Source organism: Candidatus Hydrogenedentota bacterium (assembly GCA_035450225.1).
Lineage (GTDB): Bacteria > Hydrogenedentota > Hydrogenedentia > Hydrogenedentales > SLHB01 > DSVR01.
The window spans coordinates 1-12358 of sequence record DAOTMJ010000044.1 but is presented as its reverse complement, the minus strand read 5'-3'; the positions used below and the strand labels follow the sequence as shown (position 1 = coordinate 12358).

Genomic DNA, 12358 nt, shown 5'->3' with positions numbered 1-12358 from the left:
GCTCCGTCACTTGTACCGGTAGGTAATCCGGCCCCGCGTCAGGTCGTAGGGCGACATTTCAAGTTTGACGCGGTCGCCGGGCAAGATTCGGATGAAATTCATCCGCATTTTGCCCGACACATGAGCCAAAATCCGGTGCTTGTTCTTGAGTTCCACCCGAAACATCGCATTCGGGAGCGACTCGACCACCGTACCTTCCACTTCTATCGCTTCTTCTTTCTGCATACTCTCCGTTATGAGGCGCGCCTCGGCATGCCCCACGTCCGGTGGGGCGTTAGGCTTAAAATCTCCGCCTCGGTCTCGCCAACCACAATACTATGCTCAAAATGCGCACTGGGCCGTCCGTCGGCTGTTACGGCCGTCCACCGGTCTTCCAGCATTCGCACCTCGAATACACCCGCGTTGATCATGGGTTCGAGGGCGAACACCATGCCGGGTTTCAACCGGCATCCGCGCTCTCCGGTGTCGAAATTCGGAATCTGCGGATCCTCGTGCATCGAGGTGCCGATGCCGTGGCCCACAAACACCCGAACAACCGAAAAACCGGCCGACTCCGCCGTGCGTTGAATCGCGCGCGAAATGTCCTGCAGCCAGTTGCCGGCCGTGGCGGTCGCAATGGCGGCGGCCAGGGCGCGATCCGTCACTTCCAGCAACCGCGCCCGTTCCTTGTCGATCGTCCCGCAGGGCACCGTCAAGGCCGCATCGCCGTAGTAACCCTTGTACAGGACGCCGACATCCATGCCGACGATTTCGCCCGCGCGCAGTTTCCTCGGCCCCGGAATCCCGTGGATAATCACTTCATCCACCGAAATGCACGTGGCCGCCGGATACCCGCGATACCCGAGGAACGAGGGGATGGCCCCGCGTTCGCGGATCAGGCGCTCGCCCAGCGCGTCGAGTTCGCGCGTCGTCACGCCGGGCGCCACATGATCCGCCATGGCGCTCAGCACATCCGCCACAATCCGGTTCGCTTCGCGCAAAATCGCGATTTCACGCGCTGTGCGAATGGCAATCACGGTCAGCGTGCGGTCCCGGCCGCGGACACTATTTCTTCAATTTTTGCGAAGATGGCGTCTGGCGGGGCTTCCCCGTCAACCGTCTTCAAAATACCTTGCTTTTCGTAATAGGCGATGATCGGCTCCGTCGTCTCGTGATAGACGCGCAACCGTTCGCGTATGGTCGCTTCCTGATCGTCCTGCCGCTGGATGAGGGCTTCGCCGTCCACATCGCAGACACCTTCCTTTTTCGGCGGGCCGAACTGCAAATTATATATCGCGCCGCACTTCGGACACGACCGGCGCGCCGACAAACGGGCGACGATTACGTCGTCGTTCACATCCACGTTGATGGCCAAATCGAGGGTCTCGCCGCGGGATGACAACAATTGCTGAAAGGTTTCCGCCTGGGGCAGGGATCGGGGAAATCCGTCCAAGAGGTATCCGCCCGCGCAATCGCCCTGGGCAATGCGGTCGGCCACGATCTCGCAGGTCAACTGGTCCGGCACGAGTTTGCCGGCATCCATGTATTTTTTGGCTTCAAGGCCCAGCGGCGTCCCTTCCCGCAGGTTGGCGCGAAAGATGTCGCCGGTCGAGATATGCGGCAGTTTGTACGCTTCCGACATCCGTTTTGCCTGGGTGCCCTTTCCGGCGCCCGGTCCGCCGAGCATGACGATACGCAATCCCATGATCACCCTCTCCTTCCGCGCAGGCGGCGTCCTTTGGCCGAGAATCCGTCATAATGGCGCATGATCAGGTGTTGTTCGATCTGGCGCACGGTATCAAGCGCGACACCAACAAGGATCAGCAGGCTCGTTCCGCCGAAAAAGCCCACGATGGTCCAGTCGTACACTTGGAGAAACTTGTACACGATATTGGGCAGCAGCGCGACGACGGCCAGGAACAACGAACCCACGAGTGTGATTCGGACCATGACCGTGTTGAGATATTCGGCGGTGGCCTTGCCCGGCCGCACGCCCATGATCACGCCGCCGTATTTCTTCATGTTGTCCGCGATTTCGACGGGATTGAACGTAATCGCCGTGTAGAAATACGAAAAAAAGATAATCAGAATCGCATAAACCGCGTTGTAGAAGAATCCATTGTAGTCAAACCAATTTGTGATGAAATCCTCAATCGCGGGAATGGCGATCGCGCCATGCAGCATGCCCGGAAGCATCAGGATCGAACTGGCGAAGATGATTGGAATCACGCCGGCCTGATTGACGCGCAGGGGCAGGTAATTGCGCTGTCCGCCGAAAACCTTGCGTCCTTTGACCTGCCGCGGATATTGGACGGGAATGCGGCGCTGGCCGGTCGTGATCCAGATGGCGCCGGCGACGACGAGACCCAGCAGCGCCACCAGGATCAACGCCTGGAAAATGCTGAGTTGGTTCTGGCCGATCATTTGAAAGATACGGATGATGGCGTTGGGCAGCCGGGAAGCGATGCTAATGAAAATGATCAGGGAAATGCCGTTACCGAGGCCGTTCTCGCTAATCCGTTCGCCCACCCACATGATGAAGGCCGTCCCGGTCGTAAACGAGATGACACACATCAGCAGGAACCCGATTCCGGGGTTCGCCACGATGTCCTCGCCCTGATTCTGCAAGAACATGCCGATGCCGACCGACTGGATGATGCACAGGCCAATCGTGCCGTAGCGGGTGTACTCGGTGATTTTCTTCTGTCCTTCCTGGCCCTGTTTGGAAAGTTTTTCGAGCGCGGGCACGACGGCCACCAGAAGCGACAGGATAATCGAAGCGCTGATGTAGGGCATGATGCCAAGGGCAAAAACGGTCGCGTTGCTGAAGGCGCCGCCGCTGAAAATATCGTAGAACCCCAACAAGCCGCCGCCACCGCCGATCATCTTGGCCAAGGCGGCCCCGTCCACGCCGGGCGTGGGCACGTGCGCGCCCAACCGGTAGATGGCCAGCATGATGAGCGTAAACGTGATGCGGCGACGGAGTTCCGGAATTTTCCATGCGTTCCGGAACGCTTCGATTGGCTTCGACACCGCTTGTCCTCCTACTTGGTCCCGAGTTTGACGCACTCGACGGTTCCGCCGGCCGCCTCGATTTTCGCGCGCGCGCCGGGCGATACCGCCTGGACCTTGACCGTCAGTTTTTTGGTAAGTTCACCGCGACCGAGCAGTTTCACGCCGCCCCGTTCCGGATCCACGATCTCCCGGGCGATCAACGCGGCCGTGGTCACTTCCTCGCCCGCGTCGAACTTGCTCTCCAGCACGTCCACGTTGACTTCGGCCATCAGGAAGCGTTTTTCGTGATGGAAACCGCGCTTGGGAATCCGGCGGTGCAGCGGCATCTGGCCGCCTTCAAAGCCGGCCCGCGCCGAATAACCGGAACGTGCCTTTTGTCCCTTGTGGCCGCGTCCGGAGGTCTTGCCCAGCCCGGAACTTGGCCCGCGGCCCACCCGCGTGCGGGGCCGGCGGGCGCCGTCCGCGTTTTTCAGCGTGTTCAAATCCATGTGTTCCGATGTCCTTATTCGTTCTTCGATCGGACGCCGCAGGGGACGCCGTCGTTATTTCCCAAAGGATGCTACAAAATCTCGGCGACGTCGCGTCCGCGCATGGTCGCGTAGGTCTCGACGGTCTTGAGTTGTTTCAATCCGTCGAGCGCGGCCCAGACAACGTTGGTGGCATTGTTCGATCCGAGCGACTTGGTCAGGATGTTCTGATAGCCGGCGGCTTCGAGCACGGCGCGGACCGGACCGCCCGCCACGACGCCCGTCCCGAGCGAGGCGGGCTTCAACAGGACCGACGCGGCATCGCAGCGACCCACGACTTCATGCGGCACCGTCGTATTGACAATGGGCACTTCCATCATCGTTTTTTTGGCGCGTTCGATGCCTTTCCGGATGGCATCGGGCACTTCCAGGGCCTTGCCCATCGCCGCGCCCACGCGCCCTTTTCCGTCGCCAACCACGACCACCGCGCTGAAACTGAAGCGGCGTCCGCCTTTGACCACCTTCGCCACGCGGTAAACCTTCACCACGTGTTCGATGAATTCGGAGGGCGCTTCCTCGCGTTCACGCCGCTCGCCTCGATGCTCTCTCTTCGATGTACGCTCCGTGCTCAAGCTTGCCTCTCCTAGAATTCGAGTCCTGCCTCGCGCGCCGCATCCGCCAAGGCCTTGACGCGCCCATGAAACAGGCGGCCGCCCCGGTCGAAACATACCCGCGTGATGGCCTTTTCGCGCGCTTTTTCCGCCAAAGCCCTGCCAACCGCCTTGGCGCCTTCAATATTGCCGCCCGGGATCTTCAACATCACCGACGAGGCGGCCGCCAGCGTGTGGCCCGCTTCGTCGTCAACGATCTGGGCGTAAATGTGTTTCACCGAACGGAACACGCTTACGCGAGGCCGGTCGGCCGTGCCCGATACATGCTTGCGAATTCGGCGCGCACGCCGTTTCAACAGCACTTGCTTGCGATTCGTCTTTGCCATACCGTCTTATTCTCCTCAGCGCCCGCAACGCGATTGCGTCGCGGACAAGGGCTTATTTCGATCCAGCCTTGCCTTCCTTGCGCCGCACATATTCCTTTTCATACCGGATGCCCTTGCCTTTGTAGGGTTCGGGCTTGCGCCAAGCACGGATGTCGGCGGCTGTCTGGCCGACCAGTTCCCGATCAATGCCGGCGACCTTGATGGTGGTCGGTTCCGGCGCCGCGAACGAAATGCCTTCCGGCGGTTCGATCAGCACCGGATGGCTGTAGCCAAGCGCCAAGTTGAGCGCCTTTCCCTGCATGGAGGCACGATAACCGACGCCCTCGATTTTCAGGGTTTTTTCGAAACCCTGCGTGACACCGGTCACCATGTTCTGGATGAGCGCGCGCGTCAACCCGTGCAGGGAACGATGAATGCCCTTGTCCGACGGGCGCGTCACAAGGATTTCCTTGTCTTGAACCGAAACGTTCATGTCGGGATGCAAATCCCGTTCGAGCGATCCCTTCGGCCCTTTTACCGTCAAGTGCGTTCCCTGCAAGGTCGCTTTCACGCCGTCGGGAATCACCACCGGCAATTTACCTATGCGAGACACAGTTCGAATCCTTCTCATTCACGCGTTGCGGTCTCCCGCCAGGGCGGGAGCATCCGCGCGGCTACCAAATTTCGCACAACACTTCGCCGCCGACTTTGGCCGCGCGGGCTTCCTTGCCCGTCATCACGCCCTTCGGCGTGCTCATGATGGAAATGCCCATGCCGCTGCGAACCGGCCGGAGTTCCTTGCTTTGCCGGTAAACGCGCAAACTGGGCTTGCTCACCCGGCGTAGCCCCTGAATCACGCAGGAGCGGTCGGGCATGTATTTCAAGGTGACGCGCAATTGGCATCGCGGCGTTCCCCGCTCGGCCGTCAGCGCGTAGTCCCGGATAAAACCTTCGCGTTTCAGCACGGCGCAAATCTCCTCCTTAAGCCGGGAGGCGGGTATATCCACCGTGGGTTGCTCCGCCGTGATGGCGTTTCGCACACGCGTCAGCAAATCGGCAATCGGATCGCTCATCGACATTGTCGCAGTTCCTCTGTCCTACCAACTCGACTTCGTTACGCCGGGCAGTTTGCCTTCCAGGGCCAAATTGCGGAAACAGATGCGGCACAACTGAAATTTCCGCATGTAGCTGCGCGGGCGCCCGCACACCCGACAGCGGCGATACGCGCGCACTTTGAACTTCGGCGCTCTGTTGCACTTCATAATCAGTGACGTCTTAGCCACGATATCCTCCCGTTCTTTCCATTAGTCAAGCCACCGGCTCAATTCTGTTTTTCGCTGGTCCGGAACGGCATCCCGAACTTCCGCAGCAATTCGCGGTTCTCGTCGGGCGATCCTTTTCCGGCAATCACAAAAGTCACATTCATCCCGCGGACTTTTGCAATCGAGTCAATGTTCAATTCCGGAAAAATCGCCTGCTCGCGAAGGCCGAGCGTGTAGTTGCCCGCCTTGTCAAAACTGTTCGGCGAAATGCCGCGGAAGTCGCGGATTCGCGGAATCACCACGTTGAACAGACGGTCCATGAACTCGTACATCCGTTCGCCGCGCAACGTCACCATGCAGGCGATCTTCGCGCCTTCGCGCACTTTGAACCCCGCAATGGATTTGCGGGCCTTGGTCACGATCGGTTTCTGGCCCGTAATCTGGCTCAATTCGGCCACGGCCGCCTCGAGCAGGCGCGGTTCCTGCTGCGAATCGCCCACGCCCATGTTAATGACGATCTTTTCGAGGCGCGGCACTTCCATGAGGTTTGCATGGTTGAACTCCGTCCGCATCTCGTTCCGGATGGTCTTCAGGTATCGCTCTTTCATTCTTGCCGCCACAGCGCATCCACTCCTTGGGGCGTCCTATGCGCCCGCATCAATCGTTCAGGGTCTCGCCGTTGATCTTGTACACCCGCACGCGCGTGCCATCTTCAAGCCGTTTCATGACAATCTTGGACGGGGCGCCGGCCGCCTCGCACCACGGCATCACATTGGACATGTGAATCGGTCCTTCGCGCTCGACGATGCCGCCCTGCTGCTGGCGGTTGGTCGGGCGCGTGTGGCGCTTGATCATGTTGACGCCTTCGACCAGGAGGCGCGATTCCTTGGGAAACACGCGCAACACCCGGCCCCGCCGGCCCTTGTATTTGCCGGTGATTACCAATACCGTGTCGTTCTTTCGTATATTCATGTCCGTTTTCCTTGCATCAAACCACTTCCGGCGCAAGCGAAATGATGCGCATGAAGCCTTTTTCACGCAGTTCGCGCGGCACGGGGCCGAATATGCGCGTTCCGCGCGGTTCGTTTTGTGCGTTGATGATGACCGCCGCATTCGAGTCGAAGCGGATAACCGTTCCATCGGGACGCTGCGTATCCTTGCGAACACGCACGACAACCGCCTTGACCACGTCGCCCTTCTTGATTGCGGCATTGGGCAGGGCTTCCCGCACGCTTGCCGTGATGATGTCGCCCAGATGGGCGTAGCGGTGTTTCGACCCGCCCATCACCTGCATACACCGAATCCGCCGGGCGCCCGAGTTGTCGGCGACTTCCAGGTTCGAGTAAATCTGAATCATGGCCCTTCTTCCTCAGCCGGCGCCTCAGTCGGCGCGCTTTACGATTTCCACCAGCGTCCACCGCTTGGTTTTGCTCAGCGGCCGGGTCTCGCGAATGCGCACCACGTCGCCGACCTTGCACTCGTTGTTTTTATCGTGCGCCTTGAACTTCTTGGTCCGCTTGATCGCCTTCTTGTATAGGCGATGTTCGACCGGGCGCGTCACCGACACCGTGATGGTCTTCTGCATGGCGTTGCTCGTTACCACGCCGACGCGTTCCTTGTGGAGTCCGCGGGTATCCGTCACTTGTCCTTCCATGGTCAATGGCTCCCTTTCGACGCGGCCAGTTCGCGCTCGCGCAGAATCGTCAGAATCCGCGCGATATCCCGCCGCGCGTTGCGGGATCCGCGAACGTTGTCCACCACGCCTGTCGCCTGTTGCATCTTGAAATTCATCAGGGCGGCGCGCCGCTCGCGCAAGCGGTTTTCCAGCTCGTCCTGGGTCAATTCCCGAATGTCTCTCGCTTTCACGTCGTTTCTCCTGGCGCCGTTACACGCGTTTCACGAATCGCGTTTCGATCGGAATCTTATGGCCGGCCAGCCGGATGGCCTCGCGGGCCAATTCCTCGGCAACGCCTTCGATTTCAAACATCACACGGCCCGGCTTGATAACGGCGACCCAATACTCCGGGGCGCCCTTGCCTTTGCCCATGCGGGTTTCGGCGGGTTTCTTCGTGACCGGTTTGTCCGGAAACACGCGAATCCACACCTTGCCGCCGCGCTTGAGATGGCGGGTCAGCGCAATACGCGCCGCCTCGATCTGGCGCGCCGTCACCCAGCCCGCTTCCATCGCCTTCAATCCAAACTCGCCGAAATCCACCGACGTGGCACCTTTGCTGAAGCCGGTCCGACGGCCTCGTTGTTGTTTGCGGTACTTGACTCTCTTCGGCATTAACATCGCGGTAATTCTCCACGTAGGGCCCGCGGGCCGTTATCTCGAACGGCCCGGCGCGCGTTCCCGGCGCCGTTGCGACATCGCGTCGGTGCCCGGGGTTCCAACATATTCGCCCGGCATCACTTCACCGTGATAGATCCAACATTTCACGCCAATGCAGCCGTAGGTCGTATGGCTGATCGCAAATCCGTAATCAATGTCCGCGCGCAGCGTGTGCAACGGCACGCTGCCCTCGTGCGCGTTTTCGGTCCGTGCGATTTCCGCGCCGTTCAACCGGCCCGACACGCGCAGGCGGATGCCTTTGGCGCCCAGCCGCATCGTGCTCTGCATGGACTTTTTGATCGCCCGCCGAAACGAAATGCGCCGCTGCAACTGCTGGGCGATGCTCTCGGCCACCAGTTGCGCGCTCAGTTCGGGGCTCAGCACCTCGTGGATGTTGATGAGCAATTCGCGGCCGGTGAGCATTTCGAGTTCGCTGCGCAACTTGTCCACTTCCGTGCCGCGCTGGCCTATCACCAGGCCGGGGCGGGCCGTGTAGATATGGACCTTCGCCTTGCGGCCCGCGCGCTCGATATCCACCTTGGCGACTCCGGTGTTGTACAGGCGTTTCTTGATGTAGTCGCGGAGTTTAAGGTCTTCATGCAGCAGTTCGGCATAATCACGCCCCGCATACCACACGGAACTCCACGTCCGAATGACGCCCAACCGGAACCCATTTGGATGAACTTTCTGACCCACAGGTGCTCTCCTCCAATTACTTGGCTGAATCCATGATGGACAAGGTCACGTGGCTTGTCCGCTTGCGAATGCGGCTGGCGCGGCCGCGGGGCTGCGGCTGGTAACGCCGCAAGGTCGGACCGCCGTCCACAAGCACTTTGCCAATCACCATGTCGTCCGTATTGATACGCTCGCGCTTCTCGGCGGCGAGGCTTTCCGCGTTCGCGACCGCCGACGCCAGCAGATGGTTCAAAATCGGCGCGCCGCGCTTGACCGCAAATTGCAGAATCGTGCGGGCATCCGAGACTTTTTTGCCGCGGATCATGGCCGCCACCAGCCGCACCTTGCGGGGCGCAATGCGCAGGAACTTCGCCCGTGCCGTATATACCGCCATGCCTGTAACCTCCTTGCCGTTCGTCCGTTAGCCCTTGGCCGAAGCCGCCGCCGCTTTCGTCCCCGAATGGCCGCGGAACGTGCGTGTCGGCGAAAATTCGCCCAGTTTGTGGCCTACCATGTTTTCCGTGACGAACACCGGGATAAACTTCTGGCCGTTGTGGACCGCAATGGTCAGTCCGACCATCTCCGGCGTGACCATTGAACGGCGCGACCATGTGCGGATTACGCGCCGGTCGCTGCCGCGCATTTGCGCCTCCACCTTCTTCCGCAGGTGATCGTCCACAAACGGACCTTTGCTAATCGAACGTGCCACCGATTCAATCTCCTTCGTTGCCGGCCGCCTGCCTTACTTGCCGCGCCGCCGGATAATATACGAGTTTGAGGGATTCTTCTGTTTCCGGGTTTTGTGGCCCTTGGTCGAAACGCCCCAAGGGGTCACCGGATGGCGCCCGCCCGACGTACGGCCTTCACCGCCGCCATGCGGATGATCCACCGGGTTCATGGCCACGCCGCGGACCTTCGGCCGCTTGCCCAGCCACCGAGAACGCCCCGCCTTGCCGAGGCTGATATTCAAGTGTTCTTCGTTGCCGACCTGGCCCACCACCGCGCGGCAGTCTATCAACACGCGCCGCATCTCGCCCGATGGAAGCCGAAGCACCGCGAAACGGCCTTCTTTCGCCAGCAACTGGCAGCCGTTGCCGGCCGAACGCGCCATCTGCGCGCCTTTGCCGGGGGTCAATTCGACGTTGTGCACCACCGTGCCGAGCGGCATGTTGCGCAGGGGCATGCAGTTGCCGACCTGGTATTCGGATTGGGGGCCGCTCATGACCGTCATGCCGACTTCCAGTTGCGCCGGCGCAATGATATAGCGCTTTTCACCGTCCGCATAGACGATCAGGGCCAGCCGGGCCGACCGGTTGGGGTCGTATTCGATGGCCGTCACTTTGCCCGGAACGCCGTCTTTTTCGCGGCGAAAATCCACGATGCGATACTGTTTCTTGTGGCCGCCGCCGCGCCGCCGCATTGTCACATGGCCGTGATTGTTGCGCCCGGCCTTTTCGGGATTCGGCATCAACAGCGCTTTTTCGGGTTCTTTCCGGGAAAGACCGGAAAAATCCGCCACGCTCATGAACCGCCGCGAAGGCGTCGTCGGTTTATGTTTCTTGATAGGCATCTCGCTACTCCTAGACCAGCTCGATCTCGTCGCCCTTGCGCAAGGTGACGATCGCCTTCTTCCAGTTGGGCCGGAAACCGGGGCGGCCACGCCCGCGCCGCCCACTCAATTTACCGTCGTAATTCATGGTGTTCACCGCCGTGACCTTGACGTTGAACATCTGTTCGATGGCGTCGCGAATCTGGCGCTTGTTCGCCCGGGGGTCCACCCGGAACGTGTAATGTTTCTTGGATTCGCGCTGGATTGTGGATTCTTCCGTAATCAGCGGACTCTTGATGATGTAAAAGGGATTCGTGTTCATGCCAACCGCTCCTCGAGCACGGCGAGGGCATCGCGAACGATCACCACCCGCTCCGCATCCAGCACATCCACCGTATTGAGATCAGACGCCGTGCGCACGGCCACGCGCGGAATATTACGCGACGACAACATCACATTGGCGTCCACTCCCGCCGTGACAAAAAGGGTCTTCCGGCGATCGGGCGCAATCAGGCCAAGCATTTCAACGAATGGCTTGGTCTTGGGCGCGTCAAACGTCAACGCATCCAACACGCACAGCGCCTCGTTGCGCACCCGGTCGCTCAACACGCAACACAAGGCCTGGCGCTTCCAGCGCACGGGCACATTTTGCCGATAGTCCCGCGGATGCGGGCCAAACACGGTGCCGCCGCCCCGCATCTGGGGTTCGCGCGTGCTGCCGTGCCGGGCGTTGCCGGTGCCTTTCTGGCGGTACGGCTTTTTTCCGCCCCCGCTGATTTCGCGGCGGGTCTTCGTCGCGGCATTTCCCTGGCGGCTCGCGTTGAGTTGAGCCACGGCCACGCCACGCACCAGCGCCTCGTTCGGCTCGACGCCGAACACCGCATCGTTCACTTCGACAGGCTCAATCTCCCGCCCGTCCATCGTATAGGCTTTTACCGACGCCATAATTACTTCGCCCCTTTCTTGGAGCCCGCCGCGGCGGCCATCGCTTTGACGCTTCTCTTCAGGACGATGACGCCGCCCGGAGCGCCGGGGACGCTTCCGCGCACCGCGATAAGATTCTTGGCGGGGTCCACGTTCACGACTTCAAGGTTCTGCGTGGTCACGCGCTCACAGCCCATGTGGCCCGGGAGCGTCTTGCCCTTGATCACATGGCCGGGACTGGCGCTTTGTCCAATCGATCCGGGCCGGCGATGGAAATTCGATCCATGCGTGCCCGGGCCGCCGCTCCAGCCGTGGCGTTTCATGCCGCCCGCAAAACCCTTGCCTTTCGAGGTTCCGCTCACATCCACACGATCGCCCACCTTGAAAATGTCCGCGCGCACTTCATCGCCCGGTTTCAAGGGATCGTCCTGTTCCACGTGAAATTCTCGAAGGGTCCGTTTGGGGTCCACCCCGGCCTTGCCAAAATGCCCCTGGAGGGGTTTTGTCAGGCGGCGCTTATTCGCCTGGCCAAAGCCCAGCTGAACCGCCTCATACCCTTCATGGGCCTTGGTTTTCCGTTGGACAACCGTGCAGGGACCTGCTTCCAGGAGGGTCACTTCAATCCAGCGGCCATCCTCGGTAAAGATCCGGGTCATTCCCAGTTTTTTGCCCAATAGTCCGTTCAACATGCTTCGCAATCCTTCACCGCGCGCCGCAGCCCCGGCCATGCCGGGCGTCCGGCGTCACTGCGCGCGGAGTTCCGCGCGCTTTGGCGCTTATTGCTTGATTTCCACGTCCACACCCGCCGGCAAATCCAGTTTCATCAACGCATCCACGGTCTGCGCCGTCGGATTGATGATGTCCAGCAACCGCTTGTGGGTGCGTGATTCAAACTGCTCGCGCGACTTTTTGTCAATGTGCGGCGAGCGGTTCACGGTAAATTTCGACACGGCGGTCGGCAGCGGAATGGGGCCGTTGATGCCCGCCCCGGTGCGCTGGGCCGCCGATACGATTTCCTGCGTGGACTGATCCAACAGCCGGTGGTCGTATGCCCTTAGCTTGATGCGAATTTTGTAACCGTCCGCCATGATGTTTCTTTCTCCAAAACCTGCCGACTGCCCGTGTTACTCGATAATCTTCGAGACGACGCCCGCGCCGACGGTCCGTCCGCCTTCGCGG

The 12358-nt window shown here is 60.6% G+C and carries 24 protein-coding genes; all 24 read right to left on the bottom strand.

Annotated features, from left to right (window positions below; genetic code table 11):
• Positions 1 to 6: 6 nt before the first annotated feature.
• Positions 7 to 225 (bottom strand): translation initiation factor IF-1, encoded by a 219-nt coding sequence (infA, locus tag P5540_16955; protein HRT66508.1) that lies wholly within the window; start codon positions 223 to 225, stop codon positions 7 to 9.
• Positions 226 to 233: 8 nt separating this feature from the next.
• On the bottom strand, positions 234 to 1016 hold the full coding sequence (gene map / locus P5540_16950; protein ID HRT66507.1) for a type I methionyl aminopeptidase: 783 nt from the start codon (positions 1014 to 1016) through the stop codon (positions 234 to 236).
• A 2-nt stretch (positions 1017 to 1018) separates the two neighbouring features.
• Positions 1019 to 1678 (bottom strand): adenylate kinase, encoded by a 660-nt coding sequence (locus P5540_16945; protein HRT66506.1) that lies wholly within the window; start codon positions 1676 to 1678, stop codon positions 1019 to 1021.
• A gap of 8 nt (positions 1679 to 1686) precedes the next feature.
• The gene (secY, locus tag P5540_16940) at positions 1687 to 3012 is read right to left on the bottom strand and encodes a preprotein translocase subunit SecY (GenBank protein HRT66505.1); all 1326 of its coding nucleotides are present in this window, start codon (positions 3010 to 3012) and stop codon (positions 1687 to 1689) included.
• A gap of 11 nt (positions 3013 to 3023) precedes the next feature.
• Positions 3024 to 3482 carry a 50S ribosomal protein L15 gene (rplO, locus tag P5540_16935; GenBank protein ID HRT66504.1) on the bottom strand — a complete coding sequence of 153 codons (459 nt, stop codon included), beginning with the start codon at positions 3480 to 3482 and terminating at the stop codon, positions 3024 to 3026.
• A 71-nt stretch (positions 3483 to 3553) separates the two neighbouring features.
• On the bottom strand, positions 3554 to 4018 hold the full coding sequence (gene rpsE / locus P5540_16930; GenBank protein HRT66503.1) for a 30S ribosomal protein S5: 465 nt from the start codon (positions 4016 to 4018) through the stop codon (positions 3554 to 3556).
• An 86-nt stretch (positions 4019 to 4104) separates the two neighbouring features.
• A complete protein-coding gene (rplR, locus tag P5540_16925; protein HRT66502.1) occupies positions 4105 to 4458 on the bottom strand; it encodes a 50S ribosomal protein L18 in 354 nt (117 codons plus the stop codon).
• 52 nt (positions 4459 to 4510) lie between these two features.
• Positions 4511 to 5050: a 50S ribosomal protein L6 gene (rplF, locus tag P5540_16920; protein ID HRT66501.1), complete on the bottom strand. Its 540-nt coding sequence runs from the start codon at positions 5048 to 5050 to the stop codon at positions 4511 to 4513.
• Between the two features lie 61 nt (positions 5051 to 5111).
• Positions 5112 to 5516, bottom strand: coding sequence for a 30S ribosomal protein S8 (rpsH, locus tag P5540_16915; protein ID HRT66500.1), 405 nt, complete (start codon positions 5514 to 5516; stop codon positions 5112 to 5114).
• Between the two features lie 18 nt (positions 5517 to 5534).
• The gene (locus P5540_16910) at positions 5535 to 5720 is read right to left on the bottom strand and encodes a type Z 30S ribosomal protein S14 (protein HRT66499.1); all 186 of its coding nucleotides are present in this window, start codon (positions 5718 to 5720) and stop codon (positions 5535 to 5537) included.
• A gap of 38 nt (positions 5721 to 5758) precedes the next feature.
• The gene (gene rplE, locus P5540_16905) at positions 5759 to 6319 is read right to left on the bottom strand and encodes a 50S ribosomal protein L5 (protein HRT66498.1); all 561 of its coding nucleotides are present in this window, start codon (positions 6317 to 6319) and stop codon (positions 5759 to 5761) included.
• A 37-nt stretch (positions 6320 to 6356) separates the two neighbouring features.
• Entirely contained in the window at positions 6357 to 6671 is a 315-nt protein-coding gene (gene rplX, locus P5540_16900; protein ID HRT66497.1) for a 50S ribosomal protein L24, read from the bottom strand.
• Between the two features lie 16 nt (positions 6672 to 6687).
• Positions 6688 to 7056, bottom strand: coding sequence for a 50S ribosomal protein L14 (gene rplN / locus P5540_16895; GenBank protein HRT66496.1), 369 nt, complete (start codon positions 7054 to 7056; stop codon positions 6688 to 6690).
• A 24-nt stretch (positions 7057 to 7080) separates the two neighbouring features.
• Positions 7081 to 7353 carry a 30S ribosomal protein S17 gene (gene rpsQ / locus P5540_16890; GenBank protein ID HRT66495.1) on the bottom strand — a complete coding sequence of 91 codons (273 nt, stop codon included), beginning with the start codon at positions 7351 to 7353 and terminating at the stop codon, positions 7081 to 7083.
• 2 nt (positions 7354 to 7355) lie between these two features.
• Complete coding sequence (gene rpmC, locus P5540_16885) at positions 7356 to 7565, bottom strand: 50S ribosomal protein L29 (GenBank protein ID HRT66494.1); 210 nt, start codon at positions 7563 to 7565, stop codon at positions 7356 to 7358.
• Between the two features lie 19 nt (positions 7566 to 7584).
• Positions 7585 to 7992 carry a 50S ribosomal protein L16 gene (gene rplP / locus P5540_16880; GenBank protein ID HRT66493.1) on the bottom strand — a complete coding sequence of 136 codons (408 nt, stop codon included), beginning with the start codon at positions 7990 to 7992 and terminating at the stop codon, positions 7585 to 7587.
• 33 nt (positions 7993 to 8025) lie between these two features.
• The gene (gene rpsC, locus P5540_16875) at positions 8026 to 8727 is read right to left on the bottom strand and encodes a 30S ribosomal protein S3 (GenBank protein ID HRT66492.1); all 702 of its coding nucleotides are present in this window, start codon (positions 8725 to 8727) and stop codon (positions 8026 to 8028) included.
• 16 nt (positions 8728 to 8743) lie between these two features.
• Positions 8744 to 9100, bottom strand: a complete 357-nt coding sequence (gene rplV, locus P5540_16870) for a 50S ribosomal protein L22 (GenBank protein HRT66491.1) — start codon at positions 9098 to 9100, stop codon at positions 8744 to 8746.
• A 27-nt stretch (positions 9101 to 9127) separates the two neighbouring features.
• On the bottom strand, positions 9128 to 9415 hold the full coding sequence (gene rpsS, locus P5540_16865) for a 30S ribosomal protein S19 (GenBank protein HRT66490.1): 288 nt from the start codon (positions 9413 to 9415) through the stop codon (positions 9128 to 9130).
• A gap of 33 nt (positions 9416 to 9448) precedes the next feature.
• On the bottom strand, positions 9449 to 10276 hold the full coding sequence (rplB, locus tag P5540_16860) for a 50S ribosomal protein L2 (protein HRT66489.1): 828 nt from the start codon (positions 10274 to 10276) through the stop codon (positions 9449 to 9451).
• A gap of 10 nt (positions 10277 to 10286) precedes the next feature.
• Positions 10287 to 10577, bottom strand: coding sequence for a 50S ribosomal protein L23 (gene rplW, locus P5540_16855; protein ID HRT66488.1), 291 nt, complete (start codon positions 10575 to 10577; stop codon positions 10287 to 10289).
• Entirely contained in the window at positions 10574 to 11200 is a 627-nt protein-coding gene (rplD, locus tag P5540_16850) for a 50S ribosomal protein L4 (GenBank protein HRT66487.1), read from the bottom strand. The genes rplW and rplD overlap by 4 nt, the downstream gene beginning before the upstream one ends.
• Before the next feature lie 2 nt (positions 11201 to 11202).
• Complete coding sequence (gene rplC, locus P5540_16845; GenBank protein ID HRT66486.1) at positions 11203 to 11868, bottom strand: 50S ribosomal protein L3; 666 nt, start codon at positions 11866 to 11868, stop codon at positions 11203 to 11205.
• Positions 11869 to 11955: 87 nt separating this feature from the next.
• Positions 11956 to 12267 carry a 30S ribosomal protein S10 gene (gene rpsJ, locus P5540_16840; GenBank protein HRT66485.1) on the bottom strand — a complete coding sequence of 104 codons (312 nt, stop codon included), beginning with the start codon at positions 12265 to 12267 and terminating at the stop codon, positions 11956 to 11958.
• Between the last annotated feature and the right edge of the window lie 91 nt (positions 12268 to 12358).

Bases quoted from the DNA above. Each gene is read 5' to 3' on its own strand.
- rplD (HRT66487.1), bottom strand. From the start codon at position 11,200: ATGGCGTCGGTAAAAGCCTATACGATGGACGGGCGGGAGATTGAGCCT.
- rplP (HRT66493.1), bottom strand. From the start codon at position 7,992: ATGTTAATGCCGAAGAGAGTCAAGTACCGCAAACAACAACGAGGCCGT.
- rplX (HRT66497.1), bottom strand. From the start codon at position 6,671: ATGAATATACGAAAGAACGACACGGTATTGGTAATCACCGGCAAATAC.
- rpsH (HRT66500.1), bottom strand. From the start codon at position 5,516: ATGTCGATGAGCGATCCGATTGCCGATTTGCTGACGCGTGTGCGAAAC.
- rplB (HRT66489.1), bottom strand. From the start codon at position 10,276: ATGCCTATCAAGAAACATAAACCGACGACGCCTTCGCGGCGGTTCATG.
- rplC (HRT66486.1), bottom strand. From the start codon at position 11,868: ATGTTGAACGGACTATTGGGCAAAAAACTGGGAATGACCCGGATCTTT.
- rpsQ (HRT66495.1), bottom strand. From the start codon at position 7,353: ATGGAAGGACAAGTGACGGATACCCGCGGACTCCACAAGGAACGCGTC.
- infA (HRT66508.1), bottom strand. From the start codon at position 225: ATGCAGAAAGAAGAAGCGATAGAAGTGGAAGGTACGGTGGTCGAGTCG.
- rplR (HRT66502.1), bottom strand. From the start codon at position 4,458: ATGGCAAAGACGAATCGCAAGCAAGTGCTGTTGAAACGGCGTGCGCGC.
- rplV (HRT66491.1), bottom strand. From the start codon at position 9,100: ATGGCGGTATATACGGCACGGGCGAAGTTCCTGCGCATTGCGCCCCGC.
- rplN (HRT66496.1), bottom strand. From the start codon at position 7,056: ATGATTCAGATTTACTCGAACCTGGAAGTCGCCGACAACTCGGGCGCC.
- rplW (HRT66488.1), bottom strand. From the start codon at position 10,577: ATGAACACGAATCCCTTTTACATCATCAAGAGTCCGCTGATTACGGAA.
- rplO (HRT66504.1), bottom strand. From the start codon at position 3,482: ATGGATTTGAACACGCTGAAAAACGCGGACGGCGCCCGCCGGCCCCGC.
- rpsJ (HRT66485.1), bottom strand. From the start codon at position 12,267: ATGGCGGACGGTTACAAAATTCGCATCAAGCTAAGGGCATACGACCAC.